The organism is Clostridium sp. CTA-17 (assembly GCF_054767895.1).
Map to the genome: position 1 here is coordinate 25,635 of NZ_BAAABF010000013.1, position 22,355 is coordinate 47,989.

Annotated in this window: 24 protein-coding genes; 19 read left to right on the forward strand and 5 right to left on the reverse strand. The window is 29.8% G+C overall.

The window, feature by feature from the left end:
- Positions 1 to 2: 2 nt before the first annotated feature.
- From ACYUCG_RS14375 to ACYUCG_RS14445, 15 genes are all read left to right on the forward strand, one after another.
- Entirely contained in the window at positions 3 to 455 is a 453-nt protein-coding gene (locus ACYUCG_RS14375) for a single-stranded DNA-binding protein (protein WP_003451037.1), read from the forward strand.
- A gap of 30 nt (positions 456 to 485) precedes the next feature.
- Positions 486 to 728 carry a 30S ribosomal protein S18 gene (gene rpsR / locus ACYUCG_RS14380; RefSeq protein ID WP_003451020.1) on the forward strand — a complete coding sequence of 81 codons (243 nt, stop codon included), beginning with the start codon at positions 486 to 488 and terminating at the stop codon, positions 726 to 728.
- Positions 729 to 1,009: 281 nt separating this feature from the next.
- Positions 1,010 to 1,327 (forward strand): MazG-like family protein, encoded by a 318-nt coding sequence (locus ACYUCG_RS14385; protein WP_003450993.1) that lies wholly within the window; start codon positions 1,010 to 1,012, stop codon positions 1,325 to 1,327.
- Positions 1,328 to 1,344: 17 nt separating this feature from the next.
- Entirely contained in the window at positions 1,345 to 2,340 is a 996-nt protein-coding gene (locus tag ACYUCG_RS14390; protein ID WP_460268788.1) for a YybS family protein, read from the forward strand.
- A gap of 32 nt (positions 2,341 to 2,372) precedes the next feature.
- Positions 2,373 to 4,331 (forward strand): DHH family phosphoesterase, encoded by a 1,959-nt coding sequence (locus ACYUCG_RS14395; protein ID WP_415319659.1) that lies wholly within the window; start codon positions 2,373 to 2,375, stop codon positions 4,329 to 4,331.
- Position 4,332: 1 nt separating this feature from the next.
- Positions 4,333 to 4,779, forward strand: a complete 447-nt coding sequence (gene rplI / locus ACYUCG_RS14400; RefSeq protein ID WP_003451030.1) for a 50S ribosomal protein L9 — start codon at positions 4,333 to 4,335, stop codon at positions 4,777 to 4,779.
- A 15-nt stretch (positions 4,780 to 4,794) separates the two neighbouring features.
- Positions 4,795 to 6,693, forward strand: coding sequence for a Lon family ATP-dependent protease (gene lonC, locus ACYUCG_RS14405; RefSeq protein ID WP_003459992.1), 1,899 nt, complete (start codon positions 4,795 to 4,797; stop codon positions 6,691 to 6,693).
- A 408-nt stretch (positions 6,694 to 7,101) separates the two neighbouring features.
- Positions 7,102 to 8,436 (forward strand): replicative DNA helicase, encoded by a 1,335-nt coding sequence (locus tag ACYUCG_RS14410; RefSeq protein ID WP_003451036.1) that lies wholly within the window; start codon positions 7,102 to 7,104, stop codon positions 8,434 to 8,436.
- A gap of 177 nt (positions 8,437 to 8,613) precedes the next feature.
- Entirely contained in the window at positions 8,614 to 9,414 is an 801-nt protein-coding gene (gene proC, locus ACYUCG_RS14415) for a pyrroline-5-carboxylate reductase (RefSeq protein ID WP_460268789.1), read from the forward strand.
- Between the two features lie 409 nt (positions 9,415 to 9,823).
- On the forward strand, positions 9,824 to 10,312 hold the full coding sequence (locus tag ACYUCG_RS14420) for a PTS sugar transporter subunit IIB (protein WP_060794603.1): 489 nt from the start codon (positions 9,824 to 9,826) through the stop codon (positions 10,310 to 10,312).
- Between the two features lie 46 nt (positions 10,313 to 10,358).
- On the forward strand, positions 10,359 to 11,150 hold the full coding sequence (locus tag ACYUCG_RS14425; protein ID WP_139934244.1) for a PTS mannose/fructose/sorbose/N-acetylgalactosamine transporter subunit IIC: 792 nt from the start codon (positions 10,359 to 10,361) through the stop codon (positions 11,148 to 11,150).
- Positions 11,150 to 11,956: a PTS system mannose/fructose/sorbose family transporter subunit IID gene (locus ACYUCG_RS14430; RefSeq protein WP_060794601.1), complete on the forward strand. Its 807-nt coding sequence runs from the start codon at positions 11,150 to 11,152 to the stop codon at positions 11,954 to 11,956. The genes ACYUCG_RS14425 and ACYUCG_RS14430 overlap by 1 nt, the downstream gene beginning before the upstream one ends.
- Positions 11,957 to 12,129: 173 nt before the next feature.
- Positions 12,130 to 12,534 (forward strand): PTS sugar transporter subunit IIA, encoded by a 405-nt coding sequence (locus ACYUCG_RS14435; protein ID WP_460268790.1) that lies wholly within the window; start codon positions 12,130 to 12,132, stop codon positions 12,532 to 12,534.
- A 16-nt stretch (positions 12,535 to 12,550) separates the two neighbouring features.
- Complete coding sequence (locus ACYUCG_RS14440; RefSeq protein WP_060794599.1) at positions 12,551 to 12,814, forward strand: preprotein translocase subunit YajC; 264 nt, start codon at positions 12,551 to 12,553, stop codon at positions 12,812 to 12,814.
- A gap of 137 nt (positions 12,815 to 12,951) precedes the next feature.
- Positions 12,952 to 13,677: a GntR family transcriptional regulator gene (locus tag ACYUCG_RS14445; protein WP_060794598.1), complete on the forward strand. Its 726-nt coding sequence runs from the start codon at positions 12,952 to 12,954 to the stop codon at positions 13,675 to 13,677.
- A 53-nt stretch (positions 13,678 to 13,730) separates the two neighbouring features.
- On the opposite strand, the gene ACYUCG_RS14450 is transcribed toward ACYUCG_RS14445, so the two are convergent.
- The 5 genes from ACYUCG_RS14450 to sdaAB form a co-directional block, all read right to left on the reverse strand.
- Positions 13,731 to 15,071, reverse strand: a complete 1,341-nt coding sequence (locus ACYUCG_RS14450; protein ID WP_460268791.1) for a class II D-tagatose-bisphosphate aldolase non-catalytic subunit — start codon at positions 15,069 to 15,071, stop codon at positions 13,731 to 13,733.
- 26 nt (positions 15,072 to 15,097) lie between these two features.
- The gene (locus ACYUCG_RS14455) at positions 15,098 to 15,955 is read right to left on the reverse strand and encodes a tagatose bisphosphate family class II aldolase (protein ID WP_460268792.1); all 858 of its coding nucleotides are present in this window, start codon (positions 15,953 to 15,955) and stop codon (positions 15,098 to 15,100) included.
- A 165-nt stretch (positions 15,956 to 16,120) separates the two neighbouring features.
- Complete coding sequence (locus ACYUCG_RS14460) at positions 16,121 to 17,293, reverse strand: SIS domain-containing protein (RefSeq protein WP_139934239.1); 1,173 nt, start codon at positions 17,291 to 17,293, stop codon at positions 16,121 to 16,123.
- A gap of 233 nt (positions 17,294 to 17,526) precedes the next feature.
- Entirely contained in the window at positions 17,527 to 18,408 is an 882-nt protein-coding gene (sdaAA, locus tag ACYUCG_RS14465) for an L-serine ammonia-lyase, iron-sulfur-dependent, subunit alpha (RefSeq protein ID WP_060794594.1), read from the reverse strand.
- A complete protein-coding gene (sdaAB, locus tag ACYUCG_RS14470; protein WP_060794593.1) occupies positions 18,409 to 19,089 on the reverse strand; it encodes an L-serine ammonia-lyase, iron-sulfur-dependent subunit beta in 681 nt (226 codons plus the stop codon). It abuts the gene before it with no gap.
- A gap of 484 nt (positions 19,090 to 19,573) precedes the next feature.
- Here sdaAB and ACYUCG_RS14475 point away from each other — a divergent pair, with 484 nt between their 5' ends.
- The 4 genes from ACYUCG_RS14475 to ACYUCG_RS14490 form a co-directional block, all read left to right on the forward strand.
- On the forward strand, positions 19,574 to 20,860 hold the full coding sequence (locus ACYUCG_RS14475) for an adenylosuccinate synthase (protein WP_003450991.1): 1,287 nt from the start codon (positions 19,574 to 19,576) through the stop codon (positions 20,858 to 20,860).
- 127 nt (positions 20,861 to 20,987) lie between these two features.
- The gene (locus tag ACYUCG_RS14480) at positions 20,988 to 21,467 is read left to right on the forward strand and encodes an NUDIX hydrolase (protein WP_139934237.1); all 480 of its coding nucleotides are present in this window, start codon (positions 20,988 to 20,990) and stop codon (positions 21,465 to 21,467) included.
- Positions 21,468 to 21,576: 109 nt separating this feature from the next.
- Positions 21,577 to 21,768, forward strand: a complete 192-nt coding sequence (locus ACYUCG_RS14485) for a DUF1858 domain-containing protein (RefSeq protein ID WP_003451010.1) — start codon at positions 21,577 to 21,579, stop codon at positions 21,766 to 21,768.
- A gap of 312 nt (positions 21,769 to 22,080) precedes the next feature.
- The coding region (locus ACYUCG_RS14490; RefSeq protein ID WP_460268793.1) for a rubredoxin-like domain-containing protein at positions 22,081 to 22,355 on the forward strand (275 nt) is incomplete at its 3' end.

The window sequence follows — 22,355 nt, forward strand, 5'->3', positions numbered from 1 at the left end:
AAATGAATAAAGTAGTTTTAATTGGTAGACTTACTAAAGATCCAGAGCTTAGATTTGCAGCAGGAAGCGGTACAGCAGTTGCAAGATTTACACTAGCTGTAAATAGACAATTCAAAAAAGATGAAGCTGATTTTATCAGTTGCATAGCTTTTGGAAAAACTGGTGAGACCATAGCTCAATATATTACTAAAGGCAGACAATTGGCTGTTTCAGGAAATATAAGAACTGGAAGTTATGAAGCTCAAGATGGAACTAGAAGATATACTACTGATGTAGTTGTTGAAAGTTTTGACTTTATCGATTCAGGAAATGGTGGAGCAAGAGGAAACTCAGGCTTTGGTTCAGGAAATGATTTCGGTGGTTCTTTTGGTATGCCAGACAATTCATTTAGTGATTCATCATTCAATAGTAATGATGATATGACACCAATTGATGATGGAGACATTCCATTCTAATTCAGATTTTAGGTAAGGAGGGAAATAGTGATGAGTAACGTAAAAAGAGGCGGAAAATTCAGAAGAGCAAGAAAAAAAGTTTGCATATTCTGCGTTGATAAAGCTGAATCAATAGATTACAAAGATGTAGCTAAATTAAAGAAATACATCACAGAAAGAGGTAAAATATTACCAAGAAGAATTTCTGGAACTTGTGCTAAGCATCAAAGACAATTAACAGATGCTATCAAGAGATCAAGAAATATCGCATTATTACCATTCACAACTGAGTAATGGTTGCAAACCCCTGATATTTTCAGGGGTTTTTTTATTATATATTAAATTATTATAATCATTAAAGTTTTAAATAGTTTTATTAAATGGCTTAAGAAAATTTTATTTGTATGGTAAGTATATTAAAGTGTATACTTATTAAAACATGTACACTTTAATATAAATGCTACTATAATTCAGAGTTTTCAAAGCTTCTCTGAATTAAGTCTCATTTATTGCACAAGACTAAAAAAATAAATAAAATAAAGGTATATAATAAAGGGTATAATTGGGAGGGAAATATGAAAAAAGATAACTTTAATATCATGGGAGATATAAAGATTATTGAAGAAATAAAGGCTCAAATTATCTGCATATTAGGAGAACTATTTACACTTTTAACAAAGGGAAGTAATGTAGCAAAGGATGCCATAGTAAACTGCATAGCATCTTTAATTATTTTATTATACATTTTAGCAGATAAGCTAGGTCATTCTGCAATAGAAGTAGATGAGACAATTAAAAAAAGTTTAAAAATTGGTATAGTTGAAGAAGATAATTTAGAAAAACAAGGAGGTAATTTAACTAAATTATTTAATCATTTAAAAGAAAGAAGATAATTTATTTGGAGGAACATATGGAAGAAAAAAATAAGAGTAAATCTATAGTTGAAGCTGGAATAATGTCAGCAATAACATTTGTGCTTATGATGCTTACTAGCTTACCAGGAATAGGCACAATAATAAGCTTTGCTATTCCAATTCCTATAGCTTTATTATATTTAAAGTATAATCTTAAAACCTCTATTTGTTCTATTGTTATCAGTGGAATTTTGATTGGATTTTTCATGGGTTCTATATATGGAATTCAATTAGCTATAACAAATGGAATTATAGGTTTGGTTTTAGGAACCTGTGTTAGAAAGAAATTTTCAGGAATAAAATCATTTATATATCTAATTGTAGCAAATACAATTGGAGTATTAATAGGAATATCATTATTATTTTCAGCTTTTACAGGAATTACATTTAATCAATATATAAATGAATTAGCAAATGTTTTTAATGAAGCTGCTAAAATCAGTGAACAAATAATGGGAAGTTCACAGGCTAACACGCAAATGATAGAACTTATGAAGTCTATTGACGCAAGTTTTATAATGAATATGATACCTATGGTATTAGTTATGCTTATAATAATGAGAGCATTTTTAAGCTATACTGTTGGGAAGTATATTATTAATAAATTAGGATTTAAATTAAATAGCTTACCACCTTTTTCAAATTGGTTTTTTAACCCAATATTAATTGCGGCAGTTGTATTAATAAATCTTTTTGTTATGTTTTTAGTAAGCAAGGGAGTAATAAGTAATAAGGGTATGTATATGCTTACATTAAATTTATTATTTGCTATGCTTATAATTCAAGGATTGGCTGTAGTCTCAAATTTATTAAAGTATAGATATAGATTTAGCAATTTTTTAATAGTGTTTATGAGTATATTAATGGTTACTTCAATACCACAATTATTTGGATTATTAGGAATGGTTGATGTATTAATAGATATAAGAGGTGTAGATCCAAATAGTTTAGGAAGTTACATTAAGGAGAAACTAAAAAAGAAAGTGCAATAACTAATATTTATATTTAGTAAGGGGCTGTTAAAATGAAATCAATATTGGAAGATTATAATAAATTTTTAGCTTACTTTGCATTTGTAGTTTTAGCATGCTTAGTATTTTGGAAATTAAACTTTAAAATAATATCTTTAATAATAGCTTTTATATACATAATATATTTAATCTATAGAATATCTGACTTTTTAAGAGAAGAAAAGGATGAGGAAGAAAAGATAGATAAATTATATAAAAATGTAGATGAGAAAGTTAAAGACAATATTTTTAATTTGATTTTTCCGTTAACTATATTAAATTCTACTGGTGAAATAATATGGTATAACCATAAGTTTAGTAAACTTATAAATAGTGAAGATTTGCTAGAAACAAATTTAGTATCTGTAATAAAAGGTGTTGCTTTAGATAAGATCATTAGAACAGGAAAAGAAAATTCTCAAAATATAAAGATAAAAAGTAATATCTATGAAGTTTACAGTGAGTGTTTAAAATTAGATGAATCAGATAAAAAGTATTTCTTGGTATTTTTCAATGATGTTACTTATTTAAAGAAGGCCACAAAAGAAAGTATAATGCTTTTAGAGGTTGATAATTTTAGTGAAGTTTTAAAGACAATAGATGATGACAAAAAACCATTACTTATAGCAGAAATAGAAAGAACAATAAATAACTATGGAAATTCACTAAATGCCATGATAAAAAAATATGATAATAGTAAATATATTTTATCAGTAGATGATGCTATTATTGGCAAGGAAATTTCTAAAAAGTTTGATATACTAGATACTATAAGAGAAATTAACTTAGGAAATGAAATAGAAGTAACCTTAAGTATAGGTGTTGGTAGAGGTGGAGAAACTCCTGCACAAAACCAAGATGATGCCACAAAGGCTAAGGAATTAGCTTTAGGCAGAGGTGGAGACCAAGCAGTTATTAAATCAGGTAAAAATATTGAGTTCTTTGGAGGAAATGCTAAGGAACTTGAAAAGAGAACAAGAGTTAGAGCGAGGGTTGTAGCACATGTATTAAAAGAACTTGTTTATGAAAGTAGTACCGTTTATATAATGGGACATAAAAATCCTGATATGGATTGTTTTGGTGCTTCATTTGGTTTAGCTTCAGTAGTGAAGAAGTTAGGAAAAAATGTTAATATAGTATTAGAAAAAGATACTAATGCTATAGAATTTTTCTTAGATAGAGTTAAAGAAAAAGAAGAATATAGTAAACTATTTATATCTACTGAAGAAGCTAAAAAGAATATAGATGACAATACTTTATTAATAGTAGTAGATGTTAATAGTGCAAACTATGTATTAGATAGAGAGTTAACAGAACTTATTGAAAGGGTGGTTGTAATAGATCATCATAGAAGAAGTCCTGAGGATATAAAAGGAGCACTATTAAATTATATTGAGGTATATGCTTCATCTACATCAGAACTTGTTACTGAAATGGTTCAGTATATGTTAGATAAGCCTAAATTAAATAGAATTGAAGCAGAAGGTCTTTTAGCTGGAATCTATATCGACACTAAGAATTTCTCTTTTAAAACCGGTGTGAGAACCTTTGAAGCAGCTTCATTTTTAAGAAGATTAGGTGCAGACACAGTAGAGATTAAAAAAATATTTAGTAATAACTTAGAAAATTATATAGCAAAAGCAGAAATAATAAAATCTGCAAAAGTAGAAAATAAAATAGCAATAGCAGTGTGTCCAGAAAATATTACTGATACTGTTGTGGCGGCTCAAGCTGCTGATGAACTTTTAAATATTACTGGAATACAAGCTTCATTTGTATTAATAAAATTAGGTGAGGATGTTGCTATAAGTGCAAGATCTTTAGGTGATATTAATGTTCAAGTAATTCTTGAAGAACTTGGTGGCGGAGGTCATATGACTATGGCTGGTGCTAAGATTAAGGATACCACTATTGACGAGGCTATAGAAAAAATAAAAGAAGCTATTGCAAAAAACTCAAGGGAAGGTGAATAAAATGAAAGTAATATTACTTCAAGACGTTAAAAAATTAGGTAAAAAAGGCGATGTTATAAATGCATCAGATGGATATGCTAGAAACTTTTTATTTCCAAAGAAATTAGCTCAAGAAGCTACTGATAATAATCTTCATATATTAAATAATAAAAAAGAGAACGAAAGAAGACAAAAGTTAGCTGAATTAGAAGCTGCTCAAGCTTTAGCTGCTGATTTAAAAGATAAAGTAATAAAAATAGATGGCAAGGCTGGAGATAATGGAAAATTATTTGGAGCTATAACTAGTAAAGATGTAGCAGGACTTATCAAAAAACAATTTAATGTAGAAGTTGATAAAAAGAAAATTGTTATGGATACAATAAAAATTGCAGGAACTTATAACATAGAAGTTAAACTATATCCAGAAGTTTCAACAAAGATGAAGGTTATGGTTGTTCCTGTTCAATAAGAGGAGGATTCTATTTTGAAATCAATTAAAGAATTAGAGGTTCTACAAGATGTTATGAATAGTGAACTTGGAGTAGAATCTCAAGTTGAAGCACTAAAAGATATAATAAATAATATATTAGATGAAGGTGCATTTAGAGCGAGAGTTATAAGATTTAAAGTACAAAATTATATAAATTCAACTGATCCTTATGAAAGACTTTATGGATTAAGCAAAATTGTTTCTGAAGGAAAGGGATTAAGTGAAGTTCCAACTGAAGAAACTATCAATGAAGCTTTAGAAGATGTTTGTGCTATGATATCAGATGCTATTGCTAGAAGATATGTTCAAAATAAAATAGAAAAAGAAGTTGAACAATTCTTAATGGAAAAGCAAGAAAAGTATGTTGATGAACTTAGAGTAAATATAATGAAAAAGAAAAAAGGTCCAGAGAATGCTAAGACAGAGAAAAAGCTTGAGGAACTTGAAGAACTAGATGAAAGAGTTCCAAATAAGAATATAATGTCTTTATTAAGACCTGATTCATTTGATGAGGTAGTTGGTCAAGAGAGAGCTGTTAAGTCACTTCTTTCAAAACTAGCTTCACCATACCCTCAACATATAATACTTTATGGACCTCCAGGGGTTGGTAAAACAACAGCTGCTAGAATTGCTTTAGAAACAGCTAAGAAATTAAAATCAACTCCATTTGACGATAGATCAAAATTCATAGAGGTTAATGGTACAACTTTAAGATGGGATCCAAGAGAAATCACAAACCCACTTTTAGGTTCAGTACATGATCCAATATATCAAGGTAGCAAAAGAGACTTAGCTGAAATAGGGGTTCCAGAACCAAAACCAGGTTTAGTTACTGAAGCTCATGGTGGTATATTATTCATAGATGAAATTGGAGAATTAGATGAAATACTTCAAAATAAACTTTTAAAAGTTTTAGAAGATAAGAGAGTTGAATTCTCATCATCTTACTATGATCCAGACGATGAAAATACACCTAAATATATAAAATATCTTTTTGATAAAGGAGCTCCAGCAGATTTTGTTTTAATAGGAGCAACTACTAGAGAGCCAGGAGAAATAAATCCTGCTTTACGTTCAAGATGTACAGAGGTTTATTTTGAACCACTATCATCAAGAGATATTGAAAAGATAGTATTAAATGCAGCTAAGAAGCTTAATGTTAAGCTTGAAGAAGGTTTAGAAAAGAAAATAGCTTCTTACACTATAGAAGGTAGAAGAGCTGTAAATATATTAGCAGATGCTTATGGTCATGCTATTTATGGCTTAGAGGGAGAAGTTCCAGAAGACCTAGAAATAACTTCAAAGGATTTAAATGAAGTTGTAAGCATAGGAAGATTTACTCCATATGAAATACTAGAAAATTTAGAAGAAAAAGAAGTAGGTCATGTTTATGGACTTGGAGTTTCAGGATTCTTAGGCTCAACAATAGAGATTGAAGCCACTGCTTTTAAAGCTAAGAAAAAGGGTGCTGGAAAAATAAGATTCAATGATACTGCTGGTTCAATGGCTAAAGATTCTGTATTTAATGCTGCATCTGTAATAAAAAGGCTAACTGATAAAGATATAAATGACTATGATATACATGTCAACGTAATTGGTGGAGGAAAGATAGATGGACCATCTGCTGGGGCCGCTATTACAATATGTATAATGAGTGCTTTATTAGAAAAGCCAATAAGACAAGACTTAGCTATAACTGGAGAGATTTCTTTAAGAGGAAAGATTAAACCAGTTGGAGGTATATTTGAAAAAATATACGGAGCTAGAAGAAAGGGAATTAAGTTAGTAACTGTTCCTAAAGATAATGAAAATGAAATCCCTAAAGGATTAGAAGATATAGAAGTTAAAGCTATAAGTTCTATAGAAGAGCTTATGGAAATAGCTTTTAATTAAAAACAAAAAACCTAGATTGATTTCTAGGTTTTTTGTTTTATCTTTTAAATTTATTCAGCATAAATAAAAAGTATAGGTTTTTCATGAGATTTCATGTATTATATATATTGTGATGAAGCAATTATATTTATTATTACAAATATAGATTGATAAATTTAACTTACTATATATAGTGGGCTAATATTTTATTAATTAATTTTTTATATAAGTAGAAATTTAATTAGATATTATATGGCGAAATTAATTTTTTTTGTATAAAGTATATTGTTTAGGTTATATTGGATAATAACGTATAAAATTATAATAAAATATTTAAATGTAAGAAAAGTTTATAAGATTTAGAGGTTCTTATAAACTTTTAATGATATTAGAAATTTATTTTGGGGGAAAGGAGGAGAACTAGGAATAATGGAAGCACCAGTAATGAAGAGTTTGCCACAAAGTATAGAAGCAGAGCAATCTGTTTTAGGGGCAATGATAATAGATAGAACAACCATAGCTCAAGCCGCTGAGGTTTTAAATAAGGATTCATTTTATAGAGATGCTCATAAGGTGATATTTCAAAGTATAATAGAAATGTACCAAAGAGATCAGGCTGTAGACCAATTAACTCTTTTAGAGTATTTAAAATCTACTGATAGACTTGAAAAAGCCGGTGGTATAAGTTATGTAACAGAGATAAGTGCATCTGTACTTAGTACAGTTAACATAAAATCATACATAAAAATAGTTGATGAAAAGGCTATGCTGAGAAGACTTATAAAATCTTCTACAGAAATTATAGAGAATTGTTATAATAATCAAGAAGATGTTGAAAAAGTTATAGATTCAGCAGAGAAGAAAATATTTGATTTATCTGAAAAGAGATCTTCAAATGATTTTGAACCTTTAAGCGTTGTTCTTGAAAGAGGTTTTGAACAGATAGAGGCCATATTTAATAATGAAGGAGAACTTACAGGTGTTGGTTCTGGATTTAAAGATTTAGACGAGATGACCTCTGGATTCCAAAAAGGTGATATGGTGCTTATAGCAGCAAGACCATCTATGGGTAAAACAACCTTTGCTCTTAACATAGCAGAACATGCTGCCTTAAGAGAGGGAAAGAGTGTTGTTATATTCTCTTTGGAAATGTCAAAGGAACAGCTTGCATATAAGTTATTATGTTCAGAGGCTAATGTAGATATGTTAAGTCTTAGAACTGGTAAATTAACTCCAGAGGATTGGGATAATATAGCTAGAGCATCAGGTCCACTAGCATCAGCTAAGATATACATAGATGATACTGCTGGGGTTTCTGTAATGGAAATGAGATCTAAGTGTAGGAGATTAAAAATGGAATATGGAATAGATCTTATACTTATAGACTACTTGCAACTTATGAGTGGAAGTGGTGAAAGTAGACAACAAGAGGTTGCGGAGATTTCAAGAAATATAAAGGCTATAGCTAAGGAAATGGAATGTCCTGTTATAGCATTATCTCAGCTTTCTCGTGCTCCAGAGCAAAGAGCAGACCATAGACCTATGTTATCTGACCTTAGAGAATCTGGATCAATAGAGCAGGATGCTGACCTTGTTATGTTCTTATATAGAGATGAGTACTATAACAAGGAAACAGAAGATAAAAATGTTGGAGAATGTATAATAGCTAAGCAGAGAAACGGTCCAGTTGGAACAGTTAAGCTTGCATGGCTTGGTCAATACAGTAAATTTGCAGATTATGAAGCTATTCATAAGGATGTTTAATAAATTTAGGGTGTATCAGAATACTGATATGCCCTTTAATCTTATTATTGGTAGCTATATATTAAAAGGTATATAATAATTAAAGTATTTATAATTGGATACTAAATAGTTAAAATGACTATTAAGAAATTAAGTTAATAAAATAATTAACATCTGTATTAAAAAGGAGAGGATAATATGAATAAAAAAATTGGGTTCATAGGCTGTGGTAACATGGGAAGCGCCATGGTTGGTGGAATATTAAAATCAGGTATTGTATGTAAAGAAAATATTATTGCATCATGTTCAAGAGAATCAAGTGCAGAAAGAATAAAAAATGAATTAGAAATAAATACAACTCTTGATAACAAAGAAGTTTGTAATAACAGTGAAATAATATTTCTTGCAGTAAAGCCATACATGTATGAAAAAGTTATAAAAGAAATAAGAGATTATGTAGACTTAAAGAAGGTTATTGTTACTATAGCAGCAGGAATTAATTTAAGTGATGTTGAAAAATGGTTTAAGAAAGAAACAAAAATAGTTAAGACTATGCCAAATACTCCAGCTTTAGTAGGCGAAGCAATGAGTGCTATTTGTCCTAATGAATTAGTAAATGAAGAGGAATTAAAGGAAGTTATGGATATATTTAATGCTTTTGGAAAATCAGAAGTGTTAAGTGAGAAAGATTTCCATGGATTTATAGCACTTTGTGGTTCATCACCAGCTTATGTTTATATGTTTATAGAAGCTATGGCAGATGCTGCTGTTAGAGAGGGAATAAGCAGAGATAAGGCTTATAAATTAGCAGCTCAATCCGTATTAGGATCAGCTAAGATGGTTTTAGAAACTGGAGAGCATCCAGCCAAGTTAAAAGATAATGTTTGCTCACCAGGAGGAACAACTATTGAAGCCGTTTTAGAGTTAGAAGAGACTGGATTTAGAAGTTCTGTAATGAGTGCCATGAAAAAATGTGCGAAAAAATCTAAAAAAATGTAATGTTTTTTATTGACAAAAAATAAAAAAACATATATACTTTAATCATGATAATCATTATCAATTAGAGATTGATTATTATTCATGAACTGGATAAAGACAAACACAAACAAACATAACAAACACAAACAAACATAATAAAACTCCTACAAGAACTCCTAGAAATTCTAGGAGTTTTTTTATTAAAATTTATTTTAATTCTTAAAGTATTCCTATTTTTATAAAACTTATAAATAAGATAACAAAAACTTAAAAGAAAATCTTATTGAAAACTATTGCAATGATATATATATAGGACTAAAATGTAAATATAAGGTAAAAATGGAAATTAAATCATAAAATTGTTGCGAAGATGAATTACTAGATTTCTAGTAGCATATAATAATATAAACAATGTTAAGGGGGATTTAAAATGCCAATAGTACATTTCAGAGTTGACGGAAGACTTATTCATGGACAAGTAGCTTTGGCTTGGTCTAAGATGACAAATCCAAATCATATCATAGTTGCCAATGATATGGTTGCTAGCGATCCAAATCAACAGGCAATATTAAAATTAGCTGCTCCAAAGCAAGTAAGAATATCAATGCAGCCAGTTGATAAGGTTATTGCATACTTAAATAGAGGGCTAGCTCCAAATGAGAGAGTTTTTCTATTAGTTAAGGATGTAGTAGATGCTAATAGGATCTATGAAGGTGGATTCAAACATATGGATTTAAATGTAGGAAATATGACTCATAAGCCAAATGCAAAAAAATTAAGTGAAAAACTTTTTGTTACAGATCAAGAATTTGAAGCATTAAAAAGTTTATTAGCTAAGAATGTTAATTGCTACTTCCAAATGATTCCGACAGATTCAAAACAAGATATTAGACCGTTAGTAGAGGCTTTTAAAGGTTAATTATTTTAATGGAATTATACAATTTAATAATTAGGGGGATATGTTTATGCAAGAAATAGGAATTATACAAATCTTACTACTCTCTGTATGGGCTTTCCTAAGCATTAATGAGATGTTAGGTCCTTACCTAGGTTTATGGCACAGACCATTAATCGCTGGTTTTGGAGCTGGTCTTATCTTAGGAGATATTAATACTGGTCTTTTTGTAGGTGCTACTTTAGAGATGATGTCTCTAGGAGTTCACTCATATGGTGGGGCTGTTGTTCCAGACTATACTACTGGAGCTATTTTAGGGGTTACTTTTGGTCACTTAACTGGAAGTTATGAAAGTGGTATTGCACTAGGAGTTCCAATAGCTTTATTAGGATCATATCTAGATGTATTAGGAAGATTATCTACTGGAATTTGTGCACATAGAGCTGATGCCCATGCTGCAAATGGAAATCTAAAAGGTATGTGGAGATGGCATTTATTTGGATCAGTTCCATGGGGATTATCAAGAGCAATTCCTGTTTTCGTAGGTGCATTCTTTGGTTCAGAGGTTGCAACTGCATTTATAGAGAAGGTTCCTGTATGGTTAACTAATGGATTCGCTGCTGCAGGACGTGCAATGCCAGCATTAGGAGTTGCAATATTATTAAACTATTTACCAATAACTAAGCAATGGTATTTTGCTATCATGGGATTTATATTAGTATGTTTCTTAAACTTACCAATGATTGCAGTTGGTTTAATAGGTCTTATAACTGCTGTTATTTACGTTGAGTTATATCATAAAAATGATGGAGCTAAAGTAAATGATGAGGCAGATTTTGAGCAGATAGGAGGCGAATTCTAATGGAATCTAAAATAACAAAAAAAGATTTATGGCAAGTCTTTTTGAACCATTTATTATTACAAATTTCTTGGTCATATGAAAGAATGCAAGCCTTAGGATTTGCAATTTCTATATCACCAATTTTAAAGAAAGTTTATAAAGATGACCCAGAGGGTATGAAAAAGGCTTTAACTAGACACATGGAATTCTTTAATACTTGTCCTAACTATGGTGCAACCGTTATCTTAGGTATAGTTGCTGCTTTAGAAGAACAAAAGGCTGATCCAGATCTTATAAGAGGTATTAAAACTGGTATGATGGGACCTTTAGCAGGTATCGGAGATAGTATGATGTTTGCAATTTTAGGACCATTATTAATATCTATACCAGCATCTATGGCTTTAACTGAAGATTTTACTGGTGCCTTAGTAGCTCTTATAATTACACAAATCATATTCATAAGCTGGAACTTATTTGTTAAGTGGAAACTTATAACTTTAGGTTACCAAAAGGGTGCAGATTTAGCTACAAGTTCAGCTGGTATGATGGAAAAGGTTACTTTTGGAGCTGGAATCGTAGGATTGATAGTTGTTGGAGGTATGATTGGTTCAATAATCAATATTACAACTCCAATACAAGCTAACTTTGGAGGATATGAATTTGTTCTTCAAACAACTTTAGATAGCTTATTCCCTAAATTACTTCCAGTTTTAGCTGTTTTAGGAGTATTCCACTTATTAAGAAATAAAAAGTGGAGTCCAGTTAAAATTGTTATATGCATGTTTGTAATATTTACTACTTTAGGTGCTTTGGGAATAGTTGCATAATTTAAATAAGTATATTTAATTTTGATTTAAGATGGGCTGTATCAAAAGTTAGCAATAAAGCTTAAAAGCATATTATAAGAATTGCTTATTAATATTGTTTATGAGTTTTATTAAAGAGTTATTTTGATACAGTCCATCTATCAATAAATAGTTTTTTTAGGAGGAAAAGAAGAATGATAGGTGTATTAGTAGCAACTCACGGAGAAATGGCAAATGGAATATTTGATGCAATAGATATGATTTGTGGAACTCAAGAGAATTTTAACATAGTATCTTTAAAAAGAGGACAAGATGCAGAGAGTTTTGGTGAAGAATTAGGAGAAAGAATAAATGAATTAAATAGTGGTGATGGAGTAATAGTTCTTGTAGATTTATTAGGAGCAACTCCAATGAATCAATCAACATTAAATTTATATAAATCAGATAAGGTTGAAGTAATAACAGGTGTAAATTTACCTATGGTTGTTACTGCAACAATGGAAAGAGATTGTGTTAGTGATATAAAAGAATTAGTTGAAAAAATAAAAAATGATGGAAAAGATAGTGTTTGTTGTGTAAGAGAATTATTAAACGTATAAGAAAGTGGGGAGACCAATGAAAACTTTTATGATTATTTTATTAATACTAATAGCAATATTTTTAGTTTGGTATATTGTTAGCTTTAAAGGAGTTAATAAAGATAAAGCTAGAATAATAGAGCAACAGATTAATTTAAAAGTAGGATCAAATGTTGTTTTAAGTAGTGGGATACATGGAAAGGTTTCAAAGGTTAATAAAGAAACTGTAGAGATCATAATAGACAAAACAAAAAATATTACTATGACTGTAGAAAGATATTGTGTCTCTAAGGTTTTATAAAATTGAAAATAATTATTTTTAAAAACTCACAGTTCTTTATATACTGTGAGTTTATGCTTTATGGAGAAAAACATTGAAAAAAAATAATAAATATGATAACACTATAAATAGTATTATTAGAATTTAGGGGTGGAAGAATGTTTAAGAGAAGCAGGGGCATAGCTCTGTATCATCAATTAGAAACTGAACTAATTGATCTTATAAATAGCGGAGAACTTAAAGAGAATGATAAGTTACCATCTGAAAGAGAATTATGTGATCAATATAATGTTAGTAGAACCACAGCTAGGCAAGCTATTGGAGAATTAGAAAGAAAAGAATATGTCTATAAGGTACATGGAAAAGGGACTTTTATATCTCCTAAAGTTTATAAGCAACAATTATTAAAATTTTATAGTTTTACTGAAGAGATGAAGAAGCTTGGGAAAAATCCATCTTCAAAAATATTATCATTTGATTTAATAAGAGCTGACAAGAAAATTTCAGAGAAATTAAGAGTGGAAGAAAATTCACTGGTATATAAGATATTAAGGCTAAGAATAGCAGATGAAATTCCAATGATGGTAGAGTTTACTTATTTGCCTGAATATAGATTTATTGATTTAAAAGAGAAGATGCTTAAAGAAAAGCCTATGTATGATATATTTAGAGAAACATATAATGTTAGCTTAACTAAGGCTAAGGAAAGTTTTAAACCAATACTAATTTCAAAGAATGATTCAAAATTATTAAATGTGGAAGATGGAACAGCGGCAATGAGAATTGAGAGGGTAACCTTTGAAAATGAAAGGGTTATAGAGTATACAGTAAGTGTTTCAAGAGGAGATAAATTTGAATATACTGTAGTTTTAGAAGAAGATTAGTATAGTGAAAATCAAAAGACATCACTTAAAGTGATGTCTCTTTTATATAAAATTTATACATTAACTAAATCTTCTTCAAGTGAGTATTGTGTTGCAAAAGTATAATCATTGATACATTCTTTAACCTTATCCTTCAATAAAGATTCAGCATCATTTTTTAATTTGTTTAATCTTATTTTCTTATATTGAATAGGCATATATTGACTTATAAGAGCTAATGGAATCTCAGTTGAATTAAGATTAGATAACATTTTGTGTAATGAATAATCTACATTTGAATTTGGAAGATAGTATCTACACCTATCAGATAAGCTATACTTTCTTTCAAATTTAACTTTATTTCCACTACCTTTATAATGATTTTTCCAATTATCAGGTTCCTTAACCATTGTATAATCTAATATTGTTTTAAAATTAGAAAGTTCTATATTTTCATCTCTTGAGAGTAAATCCTCTTCTATACAGCTAAGAGAAAAAAGTCCTTCTCTTAAAGCAAATGTTAGAGCAGGACCAACTTTTAAAATAGCAAATCCATCCTCAACTAATTCTTTTAGAGCATATTGAGTTTGATAATCTGTAGAATGAGCTTCAAAAATAAGAGTTGGATATTTCTTTAAAGTCTCAGATAATGCAGAAGCCTTTTGTCTATTATATTCCCAAATTGTATCTCCATTAAATTCAACACCAGGTTGAACAACCACAGCAATTACATCTTCATTAAATACTTTTTCAAGTTCATAATTAGTAAAGGCATCTTTAAATGTTTTTATTGTAGTCTCAAGATTACTTGGCTTAGTAGCTTGAAGTTCTTCTTCCTCTTCATCTTGTCCACCACCTGGTATAGGAACTTCACTACCTATTACATAAACAGGATGCATAGCATCTTTGTTAGATTTCAGTAAAAGATTAAAAGAATCTTCTGCCACTTCGCAAAGGATAGCAGCTCTTTCAGCTATGACTTCATCACCAAACTTGCCAGATTTAATGTCGTTCCCAATGTGCATGCTAGTATCTATGTGTATTTTTGTAAAACCTGCTAGAACATACTCTCTTATTAAAAATTTTGAATAATTCATAGCAGTATCTTCATCGAGTGATTTCCAAACTAGAGGACCTAAGTGATCTCCTCCTAATATTATTTTATCTTTAGGAAAACCTACTTTATCAGCTATTTCAAAGACAAATTCTTTAAAGTCTATTGGTTTCATACCAGTATATCCACCAAATTGATTAACTTGATTAGCTGTTGCTTCTATAAGTAGATACTCATTATTTTCTGAAGCATTTTCCATAGCTGCTTCAATAACATAATTATTAGAAGAACAAACAGAATATATACCTGCTGGTATTCCATTCTTTTGCTTTCTTATTATATCTTTCATTGGGTGTAACATTTTAAAAACCTCCTTAAATTAAAGAACTAGGCTTTACCATTGCTACCACAAAGAAGAATCTTGTGTTTAACTATCTTTTTCATAGCCTCTTTACCTGGAGTCATATATTTTCTTGGGTCATTAGCCTTTGGATTAGCGATGAAATAATCTTTTACTGCATCTGAAAATGGAATCTTTAGGTCTGTAGCAACGTTAACTTTACATATTCCAAGTTCTATAGCTTTTTTAACTAATTCATCTGGAACGTCAGATGCACCATGTAAAACTAAAGGTACAGAGACCTTTTCTTTAATTTTAACTAATCTATCAAAGTCTAATTTAGGAGTTCCTTTATATAATCCATGAGCAGTTCCAATTGCTATAGCCAGTGAATCTACACCTGTTCTTTCAACAAATTCTAAAGCCGCATCAGGATCTGTATAAGCTCCTTCGTTTTCATCTACTACTAAGTCATCTTCAACCCCAACAAGTTTACCAAGTTCAGCTTCAACGGTAGCGTCATATCTATGAGCAAAGTCTACAACTTCCTTTACTATATTTACATTGTCTTCAAATGAATGATGAGAAGCATCTATCATGCAAGATTTAAATCCAGTTAGTATATGGCTTTTTATAAGTTCGGGATCTTCAAAGTGATCAAGATGGATTGCTATTGGAATATCGTATTTTTGAGATGCTACCTCAGCCATAGCTACTATATAATCTGGACCAGCATAATCAATAGTTCCAGGAGTCCCTGCAATTATAACAGGAGAATTAAGCTCAGCGGCAGTCTCAACAACTACTTGAAAAGTTTCTAGGTTGTGTATATTAAAAGCAGGAATAGCATATCCTCCTTTTTGCGCTCTTATAAGCATATCCTTAGTAGATTTAATTTTATTCATAAAAAAACACCTCTCATAAATTAATTTATTTTAATTGTTAACCACTTTAATTAAATTGTTTTTAATCTATAATCTAAATAAGTATTTAATCACAGATTAATGCACTTTTAAATCATAATGATCTTTTAAATAAGTTTTTATTAAAAGCTAGTAAGTTTAATTAAGTTAATTATTATATTCGTGAATTACAACACCTTGAACAACCCTATTAACTGTTCCATCAGGTCTTGGATTATCAGGAGAAATTCCAAGTCTTAAAGAGTTAAATAAAGAAATCATTTGTCCAAAGATTATATAATTAAATGCTATAAATGTATCATCTAGTTTAGATCCATTAGCTGTTATATATTTATGAGAAATTTCCTTAAGATTTTCTCTATTAAAATAACTTAAAACAGCAACTTTTTGAGTTCCTTCATCACTATAAACTTCTTTTACTAAGTCATAATCATAAAGAGCTGTATAATCATTTGTAGAGCATAAGAATATAACTAAAGTGTTATTATTTATTATTGATTTAGGACCATGTCTAAAGCCTAAGATTGATTCACAAACAGTAACTTGTTTACCAGAAGTTAATTCTAAATTTTTAAGAGCCATTTCATGACAAAGACCCTTTAAAGCACCAGATCCAACATAAACAATTCTTTCTGCTCCTAAATCTGAAATTGCTTTTGCATCTTCCCATTGATTATCAAGAGAAGCTTGTCCTTTATTAGCTAATTCTTCAACGATTTTTTTATTTTCTTCTAGATTAGCTATATCAAATAAAAGTAGAGTAGCTAATGTCATACAAGTAAAGGAACTTGTCATAGCAAAACTCTTATCATTTGATTTTTCTGGCATTAATAAAACTAAGTTTCCTTCTTTTTCTTGAGACTTTTTAGCAAGCTCACCATCTTTATTACAAGTAACAACTATATGTGCTAGATTTTTAACTTTCTTTTCAAATAAATCATAAGTTCCAACACTCTCTGGGCTATTACCAGAACGAGCATAAGAAACTAAAATAGTGTTTGCATTTTCATCTATATATTCATCTGGATTTGAAACAAAGTCAGTAGTAGCGATAGCTTCAACTCTTTTACCTAACTTTTTAGCTAAATAAAGGTAAATAGTATCTCCAACATAGGCAGATGTTCCTGCTCCAGTTAAGATTATTCTTAAATTTTCTTTGTTTAAATTTTTTTCTAAGAATTTATTTATAGCTTCTTTATTATTTTCTACTATGTTCAAAGTTTCTTTCCACAATTCTGGCTGTTGATATATTTCATTGGCTGTATAAGTGGCTTTTAAATTTGCTAACTCTTCTTGTGTAAAACCAAAAATTTTATTCATAATTCTCACCTCTATTATCATGTTATCATTACCAGTTGGTATAAATAAAAAAGCACCAAAGATAATGATGTTATTACAAGTTAATATTACAATATTATTATAATAAATGCAATAATTTACTATTAGCTTTGAAGAAATACCAATATAAAATTAAAAACTTATATTAGTATTGCACACTAATTATTTAAAAATAAAATGAGCATATGTAATTATATATGCTCATTAAAATAGAATTATTTATCTTTACCAAAAACTTTTTCTTTTAATTTAAGTCCTGTTTTAGTAATTGCTAAACCACCTAAGGCAGTTTCTCTTAGAGAAGCAGGTAAAGATTTTCCTACTCTATACATAGCTTCAACTGTATCATCAAAAGGTATTTTGCTATGTATGCCTGCCATAACTAAGTCAGCAGTTGTTAAAGCACTAACTGCTCCTGCAAAATTTCTTTTAGCGCAAGGTACTTCTACTAAGCCAGCTATTGGATCACAAACTAGACCAAGTATATTTTTAAATACTATTGCACCAGCATCTAAAGCCATTTCAGGAGTTCCACCCATCATCTCTACGGTGGCAGCAGCTCCCATAGCAGCAGCAGATCCACATTCAGCTTGGCATCCACCTTCAGCGCCTGCTAATGTTGCATTTTGCGCAATTATCATTCCAACAGCAGAGGATGCTAATAAACCTTGAATAAGTTCTTCATCACTTAGATTTAATCTTTCTCCTACAGTTAATATTACAGCAGGTAATATTCCACAAGAACCAGCTGTTGGGCATGCCACTATTCTTCCCATAGAAGCATTTACTTCTGAACAAGATAAAGCTCTTGCCATAGCACCAACCATAACATCACCAGTTAAAGTATTCCCTTTTTCTAAGTATTTTTTTAGCTTATAAGCATCTCCACCAATTAATCCGCTTACAGAATAAACTTTCTTTTCTTGCCCTTCATTAGCTGCCTCTTTCATAACTTGAAGAACTTTTTCCATACCTTTGATTACATCTTCTCTAGTACAGTTTTTACTTTCCATTTCATATTGAATTGCGTATTCAGCTAAGGAGAAATTATTCTCTTTACATATTTTTAATAATTCAGCACCATTTCTTGCAATCATTTAAATATCCTCCTTTACTGGATTTATAACAACTAGTTTTTCAACAGCTTCAACTTTTTTGATTTCATCAATAATGTCCTTTGTAATAGGGCTATCCATTTCAAAGACCATTCTTGCAGCCTTTCCTCTTTCTGTTCTAAACACTTTCATGAAAGCTATATTAATATTATGCTCATAAACTATTGCTGTTACTTTAGATACAGCTCCAGGAATATCTTTATGTGAAATTATTAGTGTTGGGTATTCACCAGTAAATTCAACAACGCTACCATTTACTTCAGTGATTTTAATACTTCCGCCACCTATTGATGAACCTACTATTTCATGAAAAACACCATCAATATCTTCGATTATAAATTTAACTGTATTAGGATGTACATCTCCTAAGTCCACTTCTTTAAATTCTATTTCAATATCTTTATCTTTTGCTATTTCCAAAGAATTTCTAAGGCGTGTATCAGAAGGTTCCATTCCAAGTATACCTGCTACTAAAGCCTTATCTGTACCATGACCTTTATAGGTTTTACCAAAAGAACCGTGTAAAAGAAAAGTAACTTTTTTCATTGGCTTACCACAGATTGCTCTAGCTACTTTTCCAAGTCTAGCAGCTCCTGCTGTATGAGAGCTAGATGGTCCAATCATAATTGGTCCAAGGATATCGAAAACACCATATGTATTCATTTTTTATCCTCCTTTGTTATATGTAATAAAATAAGATGTTTTAGTGTCTAATTAAGTAATTCCTTCGTTAAATATAGTATAACATTTTTAAAAATCAAAATTAAAATTTTACCTAAAATTTAATGTTAATAATTTAATTAGTTTTAGAGGTGAAAAATATTTAGTAAAAAATCAATTTATTGATAAGAATAAGTATTAGTAAAAAGAGTAATATTAATGAGAATTTTGACGAAGAAATATTATTAAATTAAATATTATTTAATTGAATTAAATAATATGAATTTTAATGGTAAAAATATGTTAAAATATTCGTTTTTATTACCTTGACCTAAGAGTTTTACTCTGTTAATATGGTATAGGACAATGAAATTTATAGCAAAAATACCTATAAATACGAACGTTGTCTACTCGGGAAAAGTTAATCAACCGTTATGGTTTATAAAAAAAGAATGTTAATGTTCTTTTTATAAGGAGGAAATAAAAAATGTCAGCATTTGTTGTATTAGGAGCTCAATGGGGAGACGAAGGAAAAGGAAAAATGACAGATTACTTAGCAGAAGAGGCAGAAGTAGTTGTTAGATTCCAAGGAGGAAATAACGCTGGACATACAGTTGAAGTTGAAGACAAACAATACAAGTTACACTTAATACCTTCAGGAATATTACATGACGAGAAATTAAACGTAATAGGAAATGGTGTTGTAGTAGATCCTAAAGCACTATTTACAGAAATAGATTATTTAGAAGGCTTAGGAGTAAAAGTAACTCCAGAGAAATTAATAGTTAGTGATAGAGCACATCTTATAATGCCATACCACATAACTTTAGATAAGTTAAAAGAAAAAGCTAGAGGAAAAAATGATATAGGAACTACTTGCAAAGGAATAGGTCCTTGTTATACAGATAAATATGAAAGATCAGGAATAAGAGTTTGTGACCTTATGCACAAAGATTCTTTTGCTGAAAAATTAAGAATAAACATAGAAATGAAAAATGGATACATCAAATTATTAGGTGGAGAAGAGTTAAACTTCGATGAAATATACAATGAATATATGGCATTTGCTGAAAGATTAAGACCATATGTTAAAGATACTTCAGTTGAAATATACAATGCTATCCAAGCTGATAAAAATGTATTATTTGAAGGAGCTCAAGGAATGCTTCTTGATATAGACTATGGAACTTATCCATATGTTACATCATCAAACACAACTTCATGTGGAGTTGCTAGTGGAGCAGGTATAGGACCAAACATGGTAACTAATGCTGTTGGTATAGCTAAAGCTTATACTACAAGAGTTGGTAAAGGACCATTCCCAACAGAGCTTGAAAATGAAACTGGTGATTGGATAAGAGAAAAAGGTCATGAGTACGGAGTAACTACAGGAAGATCAAGAAGATGTGGTTGGTTAGACCTTGTTATCTTAAAAACTACTACAAGAGTTTGTGGATTAACTTCATTAGTAGTAACTAAAATAGATACATTAGCTGGATTAGATAAAATACAAATGTGTGTTGGATATGAATTAGATGGAAAAGTTATAGATTATTTCCCAGCTAGTTTAGAAGATTTAGCTAGATGTAAACCAGTATATGAAGAGTTCGAAGGATGGGGCGAAGAAGTTGCTGATGCAAGAAGCTACGAAGAGTTACCAGAGAACGCTAAAACTTACTTAAGAAGAATAGAAGAGTTCACAGGAACTAAAGTTTCTATAGTTGGTGTTGGACCAAAGAGAAACCAAACTATAAGAGTAAGAGAAGAACTTTAATAAATAATAAAGAATAATTAGTTTAAAATAGCTTAAGATTAAATAATCTTAAGCTATTTTTTATTTTAGGGTATAATATTTTTAAATTAATTTAGAATAAAAGTATGTAAGTTAAGAGGAGAATTGTATGGGATATATAATGGATTTAAGAAAAGAACTTCCTAATCCACATAGACCACTTATAATGTGTTCAGCTGGAATTATAATAATTGATAAAAAAGGAAGAGTATTATTACAAAAAAGAACTGACAATAATAAATGGGGACTTCCTGGAGGTAGTTTAGAGCTTGGAGAAAGTTTTGAGGAAGCTGCTATTAGAGAAGCGTATGAAGAAGTAGGGCTTAAGGTTAAGAGTTTAAGCTTGTTTAATGTTTACTCTGGTAAAGAGTGTTACAATAAATATCCTAATGGAGATGAAATTTATAATGCATCTTCTATATTTATTTCCAATGATTATGAAGGAGAAGTAGTCTTAGATGGAGAAGAAAGTGCAGATGCTATATTTTTTAATAAGATAGATATTCCTTCATTAGAAGAGGTTAATCCACCAGATAGGATTGTGATAAAAGATATAGTAGAAAAATTAAATATAGAAGATTATATATAAGTTTTATTTTAAAGATTATAATCCAGAGTGAAATACTTGTATTTGAAATTTATAGGGAGTATAATTAAGGATATAACTTTTAATTTAATTAAGAGAGGTGTAGTTTATTATGATAACTAAAGACATGACAATCGGAGAAGTAATAAGAAAAATGCCAACAGCTGCTGAGGTATTAATGAGCTTTGGTATGGGATGTGTTGGATGTCCATCAGCTCAAGCAGAAACTTTAGAAGAGGCTGCAATAGTTCATGGAATAAACTTAGATGATTTAATAGAAGCTATAAATAACATAGAATATTAATTTTAAGCTCTGTTTAAAATAAGAAGTGCTTTTTTATAAGTGCTTCTTATTTTTTATAATATTTATTTTAAAAGTTAATTATTAGGTTTAAATATAAGATTAATTTAAATACATTATTTATAAATTATATATTTAAAAAATTTTTTTGAAAAAAATAATAATAACTATTGCTAAATAATAATTATTATTATATAATAATGACATAAGGTTGATGAAGAAATAAATCAACAAGAAACGACTTAAATAAAGACTTTTAAATTATGATATAAATTGAAATTAGATAAATGTTTGTTTTGTAGGAGGAATAATATTATGAAAAAATTTGTTTGTACAGTATGTGGATATGTTTATGAAGGAGAAAAAGCACCAGAAAAATGCCCAGTATGTGGAGTTGGAGCTGATAAGTTCATAGAGCAAGGAGAAGACTTAGCATTTGCAGATGAGCACAGAATTGGAGTTGCTAAAGGTGTAGATGAAAGAATAATCGAAGGATTACAAGCTAACTTTGTAGGAGAATGTACAGAAGTAGGAATGTMCTTAGCTATGTCAAGACAAGCTGACAGAGAAGGATTCCCAGAAGTTGCAGA